Source organism: Azospirillum brasilense, from assembly GCF_008365405.1.
Classification (GTDB): domain Bacteria; phylum Pseudomonadota; class Alphaproteobacteria; order Azospirillales; family Azospirillaceae; genus Azospirillum; species Azospirillum brasilense_D.
Window position 1 is genome coordinate 113636 of sequence record NZ_QOKV01000017.1, and the last position, 11719, is coordinate 125354.

The 11719-nt window shown below is 70.7% G+C and carries 13 protein-coding genes; 7 read left to right on the forward strand and 6 right to left on the reverse strand.

The window, feature by feature from the left end; all coding sequences use genetic code 11:
* Positions 1–63 precede the first annotated feature (63 nt).
* From DS837_RS22895 to DS837_RS22905, 3 genes are all read right to left on the reverse strand, one after another.
* Positions 64–330: a RebB family R body protein gene (locus DS837_RS22895; protein WP_014200161.1), complete on the reverse strand. Its 267-nt coding sequence runs from the start codon at positions 328–330 to the stop codon at positions 64–66.
* Positions 331–421: 91 nt separating this feature from the next.
* On the reverse strand, positions 422–691 hold the full coding sequence (locus DS837_RS22900; RefSeq protein WP_014200160.1) for a RebB family R body protein: 270 nt from the start codon (positions 689–691) through the stop codon (positions 422–424).
* A 100-nt stretch (positions 692–791) separates the two neighbouring features.
* On the reverse strand, positions 792–1082 hold the full coding sequence (locus DS837_RS22905) for a RebB family R body protein (protein ID WP_145626299.1): 291 nt from the start codon (positions 1080–1082) through the stop codon (positions 792–794).
* 504 nt (positions 1083–1586) lie between these two features.
* Here DS837_RS22905 and DS837_RS22910 point away from each other — a divergent pair.
* The gene (locus tag DS837_RS22910) at positions 1587–2219 is read left to right on the forward strand and encodes a YitT family protein (RefSeq protein WP_149166843.1); all 633 of its coding nucleotides are present in this window, start codon (positions 1587–1589) and stop codon (positions 2217–2219) included.
* A 202-nt stretch (positions 2220–2421) separates the two neighbouring features.
* Positions 2422–3642: an arabinose transporter gene (locus DS837_RS22915; protein WP_149166844.1), complete on the forward strand. Its 1221-nt coding sequence runs from the start codon at positions 2422–2424 to the stop codon at positions 3640–3642.
* 6 nt (positions 3643–3648) lie between these two features.
* Here the strand turns inward: DS837_RS22915 and DS837_RS22920 are convergent, their stop codons facing one another.
* The 3 genes from DS837_RS22920 to DS837_RS22930 all read right to left on the reverse strand — a co-directional run bounded on the left by DS837_RS22920 (position 3649) and on the right by DS837_RS22930 (position 7960).
* On the reverse strand, positions 3649–4599 hold the full coding sequence (locus DS837_RS22920) for a flagellar motor protein MotB (protein WP_149166845.1): 951 nt from the start codon (positions 4597–4599) through the stop codon (positions 3649–3651).
* A gap of 9 nt (positions 4600–4608) precedes the next feature.
* On the reverse strand, positions 4609–5496 hold the full coding sequence (motA, locus tag DS837_RS22925; protein WP_149166846.1) for a flagellar motor stator protein MotA: 888 nt from the start codon (positions 5494–5496) through the stop codon (positions 4609–4611).
* A gap of 70 nt (positions 5497–5566) precedes the next feature.
* On the reverse strand, positions 5567–7960 hold the full coding sequence (locus tag DS837_RS22930; RefSeq protein WP_247890083.1) for a hypothetical protein: 2394 nt from the start codon (positions 7958–7960) through the stop codon (positions 5567–5569).
* A 143-nt stretch (positions 7961–8103) separates the two neighbouring features.
* On the opposite strand from DS837_RS22930, the gene flgF reads away from it, so the two are divergent.
* From flgF to DS837_RS22955, 5 genes are read left to right on the forward strand one after another with little or no spacing between them, the layout of a single operon-like run.
* Complete coding sequence (gene flgF / locus DS837_RS22935) at positions 8104–8832, forward strand: flagellar basal-body rod protein FlgF (protein WP_149166847.1); 729 nt, start codon at positions 8104–8106, stop codon at positions 8830–8832.
* Between the two features lie 18 nt (positions 8833–8850).
* Positions 8851–9636 carry a flagellar basal-body rod protein FlgG gene (gene flgG / locus DS837_RS22940; RefSeq protein ID WP_094305780.1) on the forward strand — a complete coding sequence of 262 codons (786 nt, stop codon included), beginning with the start codon at positions 8851–8853 and terminating at the stop codon, positions 9634–9636.
* Positions 9637–9641: 5 nt separating this feature from the next.
* On the forward strand, positions 9642–10373 hold the full coding sequence (flgA, locus tag DS837_RS22945) for a flagellar basal body P-ring formation chaperone FlgA (protein ID WP_247890085.1): 732 nt from the start codon (positions 9642–9644) through the stop codon (positions 10371–10373).
* 23 nt (positions 10374–10396) lie between these two features.
* A complete protein-coding gene (gene flgH / locus DS837_RS22950) occupies positions 10397–11140 on the forward strand; it encodes a flagellar basal body L-ring protein FlgH (RefSeq protein WP_149166849.1) in 744 nt (247 codons plus the stop codon).
* Between the two features lie 18 nt (positions 11141–11158).
* Complete coding sequence (locus tag DS837_RS22955; RefSeq protein WP_149166850.1) at positions 11159–11653, forward strand: hypothetical protein; 495 nt, start codon at positions 11159–11161, stop codon at positions 11651–11653.
* Positions 11654–11719: the final 66 nt, after the last annotated feature.

Consider the following 11719-nt stretch of genomic DNA (forward strand, 5'->3'; position numbering starts at 1 on the left):
TTCGAGGCCAAAGCGCCGGCGGCGGTGCGGCGGACGGCGGCGGATGCCGCGTCCGCCGACCGGTCAGCCGAGGAGCTTCGACGTGGCGGCGCCGGTGGTCGCGGTGTCGATGGAGTAGAGCATCGCGACGCCCGTCGTCGTGGCGGCCTGCGCCGTGACGTACATCTGCTGCTGCGCCAGGGTCGCGTTGTGGGCCGCGTTGGCCAGCGCCTGGGCGGTGGCCTGGTACAGGTTGCCCATGGCGATCGCCGGCGAGCTGCCAACGACCTGGACGTTGCTCTGGGCTACAGAATCGGTGATCTGGCTGTTGACTGCCGTCGGGAAAGCCATCTGACGTTATTCCTTGGCGAATGGTTCGGGATGGATGGCCGGCGGCCCGTTCCGGATGCCCGCGGGCGCCCGGTTCCGGCCGGTCGGCTCATCAGCTCCCCAGGATCGACTTGGTGGCCACGCCGGTGGAGGCGGTGTCGATCGAGTAGAGCGTGGCGACGCCCATGGTCGTGGCGGCCTGCATGGTCACGTAGGACTGCTGCTGGTTGTTGGTGGCGTTGTGGGCCGCGTTGGCCAGCGCCTGGGCCGTGGCCTGGAACAGGTTGCCCATGGCGATCGCCGGAGCGTCGCCCAGGACCTTGGTGTTGGCCTGGGTGACGGAATCGGTGATCTGGTCGTTCACGGCGGTCGGGAAAGCCATTTGTTCGTCCTCTTCGGTTGTCTGCCGCCCGCCCGCCGCCCGTCATGGAAGGCGGGGTGGCGCAGGTGGTTTGAAACGTCGACGGCGGCTTGGGTCCGGCTTACGAGCCGAGGCCCTTGACGCCGGTGCTGAGGATGCTCTTCGTCGCCACGCCGGTGGTGGCGGTGTCGATCGAGTAGAGCGTGGCCACGCCCTGGGTGGTGGCGGCCTGCGCGGTCACGTAGGACTGCTGCTGGGCGTTGGTGGCGTTGTGGGCCGCGTTGGCCAGCGCCTGGGCCGTGGCCTGGAACAGGTTGCCCATGGCGATCGCCGGAGCGTCGCCCAGGACCTTGGTGTTGGCCTGGGTGACGGAATCGGTGATCTGGTCGTTCACGGCGGTCGGAAATGCCATTGTCTTTCCTCACTGGTGGGGCCGGTTTCAAAGGCGGCCGCTGGTGGCGTCGATCATTCGCGCAGCCTCATGCGATCATGAGGTGCGTGAACGGTGGACGGTGCGACTGTAGCGATGTGGAATGCCGTCCGATTGGTCTATTCGGCGAAAGAATCCGCTGCATCGCGCGAATTTTATGCGCCTGGGTTGCGCTTCGGCGATCGATGCGGGGAAAGCGTGTGGTGTCGGCGCGACCGATTCTTGCGCGGTGGGCGCAACGATGGCCGCAAGGCCACGCAATTCCGCGTTCCACCGCCCGCGCCCCCGCGCGGGAAACCGGCGCCATCCGGAGGAATCGACGGCGAGGGGAGGGGCGACGGGAACGCGAAGCGGCGTCGCTCCACGGATTGCGGGGGCGACGAACGAACTTACGCCGCTCTATTCTTGGTCTGCTCTTTGATGATACTGTCGATATGGAACGAAGTCTGGAAGGTGCCGAGCGTGCTTAAGAAAAGTGCAGTATCCGTGGTCCCAAACACTGCCCTTGCAACAAATGAAACCAAACGGGCGTCGCACAGCGCATTTGATAATGCGCAGGGGCAGCTGTTCGGCATCATCATGACCGCGTTCGGGATTTCCATACTGCATGCCGCCGGATTGATCACCGGGCAGGCGGCGGGGCTGTCCTTCGTCATCGCCTACGCCACGGGCCTGGATTTCGGCCCCGTGTTCTTCGTGGTGAACCTGCCCTTCTACGCGCTGGCGCTGGCGCGCATCGGCTGGCGCTTCACCGCGAAGTCGCTTCTGGCGGTCACCAGCATCTCGGTGCTGACCACCCTGGCGCCGCAGGCGATCCGCTACGACGCGCTGCACCCCTATGTGGCGGCGGTCCTGGCGGGCTTCTGCATCGGCATCGGGGTGATCGGCCTGTTCCGCCACGGCTCCAGCGGCGGCGGGGTGGGCATTCTCGCCTTCTACATCCAGGAGAAGACGGGCTTCCGCGCCGGCTGGCTGCAGGCCATGTTCGACGTGGTGATCTTCTCCATGGCGGTCTTCGTGATCGACGGGAAGGCGGTGCTGGCCTCGATGCTGGGGGCGGCGGTGCTGAACGCCTTTGTCGCCTTCAACCACCGGACGGACTGGTACGTGGCCCGCTGAGACCCCTCTTCCGGCACCATCCCGTCGCGGCCGACGCGGGCCGTTGCATTTCTCCGCGGGATTGGTACCCTGTCCCGCATCGCCAGCCGCGCTGGCCGTAAGCGTTCAACGTCAACCAACGCACTCAACGATCCTCGCCGATCGGAGTGCGTTCGCGTGTTCGGACGGACGGCCATCGGCGGGGACCAGTGTGGAGCACACCATGGGTCCCCATCAAAGGCCGGATCAAAGGCCGGTATCGGCGCGCGATCCGGCGCAAGGCCGCCTGATCGTCCTGACCGCCGTCCTCTTCGTCTCCTACCTCTGTGTCGCCCTGTCCCTTCCCGTGGTGCCGCTGTTCGTGGCCGGGGATCTCGGGATGGGCAATGTCTGGGCCGGGCTGGGCGTGGGAAGCGCCTTCCTCGCCACCATCCTCAGCCGCGGCTTCGCCGGAACCGTCTCCGACCGACGCGGCGCCAAGCGCGCGGTCGGGCGGGGGCTGGCCTTCTATGTGGCCGGCGGGCTGGTCTCGATGACCGCCGGTCCACTGTCGTTCTCGCCATGGGCGGCCTTTTCCGTGCTGGTGGCGGGCCGCCTGCTCATCGGCGTCGGCGAAAGCCTCGTCGGGGTCGGGGTGGTCGCCTGGGGGATCGGCATCGTCGGTCCGCAGCGCTCGGGCCGCGTGCTGGCGCTGATCGGGGCGGCGCTCTACGGCGCCTTCGCGGCCGGCGGACCGCTGGGGCTGGCGCTGCTCGATCGCTTCGGCTTTTCCGGCGTCATGGCGGTCAGCGTTCTGTTGCCCGCCGTCGGGCTTCTCGCGATCCGGCGCATGGAGGGCATCCCGGCCCATCCCGACGCCGAGCGCCCGCCCTTCCGCAGCGTGCTGGGGCGGATCTGGAGGCAGGGCGCCGTCGTCAGCCTCCAGGGCATCGGCTTCGCCGCCATCGGCGCCTTCTTCTCGCTGCACTTCGTCCGTGAGGGCTGGCCCCACGCCGGGCTCGGCCTGACCGCCTTCGGGCTCGGCTTCGTGCTCGTCCGCTTCGCGCTGGGCCATCTGCCCGACCGCTTCGGCGGCCTGCGCGTGGCGATGGGGTCGCTGGCGGTGGAGGCGGTCGGGCAGGCGCTGCTGTGGACCGCGGGCGACCCCGTCACGGCGCTGGCCGGTGCCTTCCTGACGGGACTCGGCTGCTCGCTGGTCTTTCCCGCCATGGGGCGAGAGGTCGTCCATTTGGTCGAGCCGCAACTGCGCGGCACCGCGCTCGGCGCCTTCGCGGCGTTCCAGGACGTCGCCTACGGCCTGACCGGCCCCCTGGCCGGGCTGCTCGCCGACCGGGTGGGCTACGGCGGTGTCTTCCTGCTGGGGAGCGCCGCCGCCGTGCTGGGTTTCCTGACCACCGTCCAACTGCTGCGCGTGCGGCCGGTGGCGAAGGCCAGCCCGACCTGAGGGGACCTATTCCCCCGCCGCGGCCTTCAGGAGGGTGATGCTGATCCGCCGGTTCTGCGGGGCCAGCGGGTTGGCGGCGTCGAGATGGTCGAGGTCGGCGCGGCCCTCCACCCGGACGATCCGCCGGGCCGGCACGCCGGAAGCGATCAGCTCGCGGCGGGCGGCGTTGGCGCGGTCACTGGACAGTTCCCAATTGCCGTACTTCGCCCCGTCCGCATAGCCCAGCGCGTCGGTGTGGCCGGTGATGCTGAGGCGGTTGGGTGACGACGCGACGGCGCCGGCAACCAGCCGCATCAGGCGCCGTCCCTGCTCGTTCATCTGGGCGGAGCCGACGTTGTACATCGACACCTTCGCCTGATCGGTGAGCTGCACGCGCAGGCCGACGGACGTCTGCTCGATGACCACGCTTCCGGCGAGCGCCCCCAGCTCCGGCATCGTCTCCAGCGCCGTGCGCAGGTCGCGCTCAGCCTTCTCCAAACCCTGCTGTTCGCTCAGCGCCGCGGTCTGGCGGTCGAGCAGGGCCTCCAGCTCCGCCCGCGCGTCGCGGTCCGGCTGGCTTTTGCCGCCGGACGGGTTGGGCATGGGGTCCTTGCGGCCGGCGGGCTCGCGGTCGCTCTCGCCGAGCGAGGCGACGACGGGCGGGGCGGCCACCGGCACGCTGTGCTCCCCCGGCGCGTTGGGGGTGGACAACGCCCCCGTCTTGTCCACCGCCCGTCCGGCGAGCATGCCGTCGGCGCCCGAGTTGGACTGCGACAGGGCCACCGGGTTGAAATAGTCGGCGATGCCCTTGCGCTGCTCCACCGTGGTGATGTTCATCAGCCACATGATCAGGAAGAAGGTCATCATCGCCGTCACGAAGTCGGCGTAGGCCAGCTTCCAGGCGCTGTTGTGCTCCTCCTCCTCCTCGCCGTAGCGGCGCTTGATGATGATCGTCGGCTCGATGCGCTTGCGGGGCATGGCGGGGCCTCAGGCGGTCTGGCTCGCCTCGCGGGCCTTCGCCTGCGAGGAGAGGGTGGTGGCGACCTCGACCTCGGCGAGGCTCGGCTGCGTGTCGGCGAACAGCACCTTGCGGGCGAACTCCGCGCAGACCTGCGGAGGGCTGCCGCGCAGATAGGCGCCCAGCCCCGCGCGCACGCAGATGAACAGCGTCAGCTCCGACTCGCGGCGATGGCGGGCGGCGGCGGCGATCGGGCCGACCAGACCGTAGGACAGCAGCACGCCGAGGAAGGTGCCGGTCAGCGCCCCGCCGATCATGTGGCCCAGCACCTCCGGCGGCTCGCTGATCGCGCTCATGGCGTTGATGACGCCCAGCACGGCGGCGACGATGCCGAGCGCCGGCAGCGCGTCGGCCAGATTTTGCAGCGCCTTCGGCACCTGGTTCAGCTCGCGCCCGATGGTCTCGATCTCCTCGTTCATCAGGGCTTCCAGGTCGTGCGGGTTGTCCTGGCCGAGCGCGATCAGGCGCAAGTAGTCGCACAGGAAGGTGACGCAGCGCGGCTGGCGGAAGACCGAGGGGTACTGGGCGAAGATCGGGCTGTCGTCCGGCTTGTCGATGTCGCTCTCGATGTTCGACACGCCCTTGGACTTCGCCTGCCGCAGCAGGGCGTAGAGCAGCGAGATCAGGTCGAGATACTCGTCCTTGCTGGTGTGGCGCCCGCGGGCCACCGCGCCGATGGTGCGCACGGTGGCGCGCAGCACCGCCATGGAGTTGGCGATGACGTAGCCGCCGATGCCGGCGCCGACGATGATGACGATCTCCACGGGTTGCCACAGCACGCCCATCCGCCCGCCCATGGCGGCGAAGCCGCCGAGCACGCTCAGGAAGACCGCGACGATTCCGAACAGCAAACGCATGATGTGTGTCCTCCGGCTCGGCCGAAAAGGGGAAGCGGGCTCTGGGAGCCGTCGTGTGGGGCGGGAGCCGTCAGGGCGCTTTCCACCGGCGCAGCACGCCGGCCAGCGCGTCGGCGGCGGCGAGCTGACCATTGACCGTGGCGCTGGACAGCGGCTTGCCCGGCGGATCGGGCGGGACGGCCAGGGCGTCGAGCAGGCCGGCCCAGCGCGTTCCGGCCAGCGCCTTGCCGTGGCGCTCCGCGGCGGCGGTCACCGCCGCGCCGTCGCCCGCCCGGAAGGCGGCCAGCGCGTGGAAGGCGATGTCGTCCGGCAGGGGAGCATCCTGCCCGCCCAGCAGCTCGGCGTAGGCGGCGCGGGCCGCCGGCCACTCGCCGGCGCGGAACAGGCTGTCCGCCCGGATGCGCGCCGCGTCGGGGCCGGTCAAGCCGCGCAGCGCGTCGAAGGCGCGCATCGCCTCGCCTTCGGTGGCGAAGGCCTCGGCGCGCAGCAGGGCGCGGCGCTCGGCTGCGGCGGCGTCCGGCGCGGGGCCGGCGGTGTGGTCCAGCACGGCCAGCGCCTCCGTCCCGCGCCCGGCGTCCAGCAGCACGCGGGCCAGTTCCAGCCCAACCGCCGTGCGCTCGGCGCCGCGCGTGGCCTCGGCGACGGTGTGGAGCAGGCGCGCGGCCTCCAGCGTGAAGCCGCCGCGGGCCAGCAGCCGGGCGAGCCGGCGTTGCCGCGTTCCGTCCTCGTCGTCGGTCAGCGTCACCGTGCGGCCGTAGCGCACCTGGAGCGACAGCGCGTCGAGCGCGCTGCCCGGGGTCGTCTCCAAATGGCCGATCACCGCGTCGAGAAGCCCGCGCCCGGTGGTCAGCGCCGCCTGGCCGCGCGCCGTCGCGCCGAAGCGGCGGCCGAGCAGGCCGAAGATGTCCAGCGCCGCGTCGATCCGCCCGGTGCGGGTGTAGGCGGCACCGAGGGCGGCCAGCGCGTCCGTCTCGACGTCGCCGCCGCGCCAGGCGTAGCGCAGGCTTTCCAGCTCGGCGATGGCGCCGGCATCGTCCAGCGAACCGCTGGCCAGCCGCAGTTCGATGGAGCGCACCTGGGCGCGGTGGCCGTAGAGGTTGGGCAGGGCGGCGGCCCGCTTGTAGTGGGTCAGCGCCTCCGCCGTCTCGTTGTGCAGCTCCGCCAAGCGGCCGCGGAAGAGGTCGAGCCGCCCGTCGGTGGAGCCGATGCCGTCCAGCGTGATCATCTCCAGCACGATCAGGTTCAGCGCCGCGCCGTCCGCCGCCTCGCCCGCCGATTCGGCGAGCAGGGTGAGCAGGCGGCCGCGCAGGTCGGCGGGGTAGGACAGCAGCCGCTTCAACGCGATGGGCAGGCTCGATTTCGCCGCGGCCCAGCGGCTGGGGGCCAGGGTGGCGCTGCGCCAGACGTGATGGTCGGCGGCGGCGGGGGTGGGCTGGGCGCGGACGAACTGGCTGTCGTCGGGATCGGCGGTGCCGTCCAGCGCGCGGAAGGCGTCGCGCAGCAGGCGCAGCTCGTAGCGCTGGTCCGGCCCCGGCGTCAGGCTCTCCGCGGCGTCCAGCGCGGCGCGGCCCTCCTCCGGCAGGGCGCGGGCCAGCGTGAAGCGGGCCATGGCGAGCAGCGCGTCCACCCGCGCGCGGCCCTGGCTCTCGGCGATGCGCTGCTCCAGATGCTGCTTGCGCGCGGGGTAGTCGTCGCCGGCCCAGGCGTCCAGGTCGAAGGCGCGGATCGGCGGGTCGGCCTGGACCGCGGGAATGGGGGCAGGGGCCGGCGGCATGGCTGACGGCGGCATGGCGGCCACTGTCTTGGCGGGCTCCGGCTTAGGGGGCGGGGCGGGCGGCGGGGCTTTGGCGACCGGCTGCGGCGCGACCGGCTGCGGCGCCTGGACGATGGGTTGCGCCTGCGCGCTGGCGACCGGACTCAGCCGCTCGGCGAGGCTGACGGGCGCTGCTTGCGCTGCCACCATCGGAGCGGTCGCCGCTTCGTGGGCCGGCGGCGGCGCGATCACCGGGAACACCGACGCGCCGGGCGCCTCGGCCAGCAGGATGCCTTCGGACGCCGGGACCGGGGCGCCGGGCTTGCGCGCCGGGCGCGGCGGGTCGGCCACGTCGATGAAGGTGATCCGGCGCTCCCGGCGCACGGTGACGCGGGCGCCGCAGGGCCAGTCCATCGTCAGGCTGCGCCCGTCCTCGGCCGTCTGGAAGCCGGTCAACCGCCGCGAATAGGTGCCGTTCAGCGCCTCCAGCGGCCAGGGGACCGCCTGCGAAAAGGCGATGCGCCCACCGCAGCTTCCCACATCGACCGCCGGGGCGCCCTGCGCGTTGACCAGCGCCAGACGCGAGAAGTCGGCGTGGTCTCCCGTCTGCACGGTGATGAGGGCCGGGTCCGCGGCGCTTGCGGGCGCGGTGAGGGCGGTGGTGACCGACAGCAGGGCCAGGGAGATGGACAGGGTCCGGCAGGGATGCATCGCGACTGCCCCAAATTTTATCTAAATCGGAATCAAATCCCCCAAGACACCGGTCAGTTCCCGTCGCGGCACCCCAGGTTGAAACCCGGCTTTAAACTGCATCACCTAGGTTAAGGCGGCGTTCAAACCGAAGGTGTCCGGCGATGGAGAATCCCCTTTACATTGGATTGTCGCGGCAAGTGGCGTTGCGTCGGCAGCTCGATGTCGTGGCGAACAACATCGCCAACATGAACACTGCGGGATTCCGCGGTGAACGCATGCTGTTCGAGGCGGCGATGGAGCGCGGCGGCATGAAGCCGTCCGACAAGATCGCCTTCACCATCGACCGCGCCACCTACACCGACTTCACCGCCGGCAGCCTGAAGCCGACCGACAACCCCTACGACGTGGCGCTGGACGGCGACGGCTGGCTCCAGGTGCAGACGCCGGACGGCCCGCGCTACACCCGCGACGGGCGGATGCGCCGCGACGTGGACGGGCAGCTCGTGAACGCCGGCGGCTTCCCCTATCTGGACGACAACCAGCAGCCCATCGTCATCCCGGCCGACCGCAGCCGGATGGAGATCGGCACCGACGGGCTGGTCTCCGCCGACAACGAGATGATCGCCCGGCTGCGCGTCGTCCGCTTCGAGAGCCCGCAGGCGCTCGCCCAGACCGGCGACGTGCTGTTCGACGCCGGGGACGCCCAGCCCCTGCCGGCCCCCGACGCCCGCCTCGTCCAGGGCAAGCTGGAGCAGTCCAACGTCCAGTCCATCGCCGAGATGTCGCGGATGATGGAGCTGACGCGCGACTACCAGTCGGTCACCCGCATGATGGACGACGGGCAGGACCTGCTGCGCTCCGCCATCAACCGCCTCGGCAAATCCGCTTAAAATCAGGAGATTGCGTCCATGCGCGTGCTCAGCATCGCTTCGACCGGCATGATGGCCCAGCAGTTGAACGTCGAGGTCATCTCCAACAACATCGCCAACATCAACACCACCGCCTTCAAGCGCGGGCGCGCCGAGTTCCAGGACCTGATGTACCAGTCGGAACGGCGCCAGGGCAGCCAGTCGACCGACGCCGGCACCATCATCCCGACCGGCATCGAGGTCGGCCTCGGCGTGCGTCCGGGGGCGGTCAACCGCATCAACACGACCGGCAACCTGACCTCCACCGGGAACGAGCTGGACCTCGCCATCGAGGGACGCGGCTACTTCAACATCCGCATGCCGGCGGGCGAAACCGCCTACACCCGCGCCGGCGGCTTCAAGCTGTCGCCGGAGGGCACCATCGTGACCAGCGACGGCCACCCGGTGCTGCCGGAGGTCACCGTGCCGCAGGGCACGCGGGAGATCGCCGTGAACGCCTCGGGCGAGGTGCAGGCCTTCGTCGACGGGCAGACCCGCCCGCGCGTGCTCGGCCAGCTCGTGATGACCGTGTTCGTCAACGAATCCGGGCTGGAGGCGATGGGCGACAACCTCTACCGCGCCACCCCCGCCTCGGGCGAACCGCAGGACGGCACCGGCGGGCAGGCGGGCTTCGGCACCATCCGGCAGAAGTATCTGGAATCCTCCAACGTCAACGTCGTCCAGGAGATCACCGAACTCATCTCCGCCCAGCGCGCCTACGAGATGAACGCGAAGGTGGTCGAGGCCGGCGACCAGATGGCCTCCACCCTCTCCAACATGCGGTGACCGCCATGCGGCGTTCCGTTCGTCATCTGGCCGGGCTCGCGGTCGTCCTGCAGCTGCTCGGCGCGCCCGTCCAGGCGGCCTACCTGTCCGACGGTGAGGGCGCTGTGGAAGCCCTGCTGGCGCAGGAGCTGGCGGCCTCGCTCGGCCCGGCGGTGCCGCCGGACGCGCGGGTCTCGGTGGTGCTGACCGTGCCCTTCTCCGGCCCGGTGGAGGCGGTGCGCGACCTGTCCTACGACCCGCGCGGCGGGCTGGTCCGCGCGCTGGTCAGCAGCGACGGCCGCATCATGGAAGTGAAGGCCAAGGCCGACATCATGGTGGAGGTGCCAGTGCCGACGCGCCGCATCCTGCCCGGTGAGGTGATCGCCGACAGCGACCTGACGACCATCCCGATGCCGCTGGAGCGGCTGAACGGCGCCGTCGTCACCTCCCGCGACGCTCTGGCCGGGCTGGCCAGCCGCCGCCAGCTCTCCGCCGGGCGGCTGATCCAGACCTCCGCGGTCGGCGCCCCGCTGGTGGTCCAGCGCAACAAGCCGGTCAGCCTCGTCTACGAGGACGGGCCGCTGCAGCTGATGGCGCGCGGCCGTGCCCTGCAGGACGGCGGGGTGGGGGAGCTGGTGCGGGTGATGAACGTCGCCAGCAACATCGTCGTCACCGGCACCATCACCGGGCCGCAGACCGTCACCGTCGCCGGGCCCCCGGACGCCATGCCGGCCAATGCGGCTCCCGCGAAATTCTGAGTCCAATCAAGGACACCACCGTCATGAGCACGCTCCCGCCCCGCCTCCTGCTTCCCTTCCTCGCCCTGACGGTGGCGCTCGCCGGCTGCGGGCGGCTGGCCGATGTGGGGCAGGCGCCGCGCCTGTCGGAGATCTCCAACCCCGCCATGGCGCCGGAGGCGCGCGTCATCTCCATGCCGATGCCGCGCCCCAACACCAACGAGCAGGTGCCGAGTTCGCTGTGGCGCACCGGGTCCCGCGATTTCTTCCGCGACCCGCGGGCCAAGCAGGTGGGCGACCTGCTGACCGTCATCATCAACATCGCCGATCAGGCGCAACTGCAAAACCAGACGCAGCGCCAGCGCTCCAACGCCGAGTCGGCGGGCGTGCCGAACTTCTTCGGGCTGGAATCGCGGCTGCCGGCGGTGCTGCCCGACGCGGTGAACCCGTCCAGCCTCGTCGACATGGACAGCTCCTCCTCCTCCTCCGGCACCGGGACCATCCAGCGCAACGAGCGCATCGCCATGCGCGCCGCCGCGGTGGTGACCGAGGTGCTGCCCAACGGCAACTTCGTGATCGCCGGCCGGCAGGAGGTGCGGGTGAACTACGAGCTGCGCGAGATGCGCATCGCCGGGGTCATCCGGCCCGAGGACATCACCAACGTGAACACCATCGATTACGACAAGATCGCCGAGGCGCGGATCACCTACGGCGGGCGCGGCCAGATCACCGATGTCCAGCAGCCGCGCTACGGCCAGCAGGTCTTCGACATCGTCATGCCCTTCTGAGCGGGGGGAGACGCGACCATGGCGGACCGTTCCGGACCCAGCCGATACTCGGTCTTCGTGCTCTGCGCCGCCCTGGCGGCCGCGGTCGGCTACGGCGTCGGGCGCCTGCAGCTGACGCTCGGCGCCGAGGAGACGGCCACGGCGCCGCAGGCCGGCACCGGGCCGGACCTGTCCAGCGACGGCCCCGGCCCCTTCTATGTGGAGGTCGGGCAATTGATGGTGCCGGTGCTGGTGGAGGGCCGCACCAACGCCTTCATCCTGACCCAGATCACCTTGCAGGCCGGCAGCACCGATCAGGCCAACCTGCTGCGCCGCCATCTCCCCCACGCGCGCAATGCCCTGCTGCAGGCCCTGTTCGGCATGGCGGGGGCGGGCGCCTTCGACGGCCCGTCGGTCGATCCCGCCGCCGTCGCCAAATCCCTCAAGCAGGCCGCCGCCGAGCAGCTCGGCCCCGACCTGGTGCGCGGCGTGCTGATCGACCGCCTGATGCGCCAGGAAAACACCCGCCTGTAACGTCGGCCCATAACGTTGGCGACGTGATCCTCGCAGCGCCCCCCTCAACCCCTCCCCCACGTGGGG

What these genes read in the sequence shown, in the direction of transcription:
- DS837_RS22895 (WP_014200161.1), bottom strand. Translation starts at nt 330, where the DNA reads ATGGCTTTCCCGACGGCAGTCAACAGCCAGATCACCGATTCTGTAGCC.
- flgH (WP_149166849.1), top strand. Translation starts at nt 10,397, where the DNA reads ATGAGCACGCTCCCGCCCCGCCTCCTGCTTCCCTTCCTCGCCCTGACG.
- DS837_RS22900 (WP_014200160.1), bottom strand. Translation starts at nt 691, where the DNA reads ATGGCTTTCCCGACCGCCGTGAACGACCAGATCACCGATTCCGTCACC.
- flgF (WP_149166847.1), top strand. Translation starts at nt 8,104, where the DNA reads ATGGAGAATCCCCTTTACATTGGATTGTCGCGGCAAGTGGCGTTGCGT.
- motA (WP_149166846.1), bottom strand. Translation starts at nt 5,496, where the DNA reads ATGCGTTTGCTGTTCGGAATCGTCGCGGTCTTCCTGAGCGTGCTCGGC.
- DS837_RS22920 (WP_149166845.1), bottom strand. Translation starts at nt 4,599, where the DNA reads ATGCCCCGCAAGCGCATCGAGCCGACGATCATCATCAAGCGCCGCTAC.
- DS837_RS22905 (WP_145626299.1), bottom strand. Translation starts at nt 1,082, where the DNA reads ATGGCATTTCCGACCGCCGTGAACGACCAGATCACCGATTCCGTCACC.
- DS837_RS22915 (WP_149166844.1), top strand. Translation starts at nt 2,422, where the DNA reads ATGGGTCCCCATCAAAGGCCGGATCAAAGGCCGGTATCGGCGCGCGAT.
- DS837_RS22930 (WP_247890083.1), bottom strand. Translation starts at nt 7,960, where the DNA reads ATGCATCCCTGCCGGACCCTGTCCATCTCCCTGGCCCTGCTGTCGGTC.
- DS837_RS22955 (WP_149166850.1), top strand. Translation starts at nt 11,159, where the DNA reads ATGGCGGACCGTTCCGGACCCAGCCGATACTCGGTCTTCGTGCTCTGC.
- flgA (WP_247890085.1), top strand. Translation starts at nt 9,642, where the DNA reads ATGCGGCGTTCCGTTCGTCATCTGGCCGGGCTCGCGGTCGTCCTGCAG.
- flgG (WP_094305780.1), top strand. Translation starts at nt 8,851, where the DNA reads ATGCGCGTGCTCAGCATCGCTTCGACCGGCATGATGGCCCAGCAGTTG.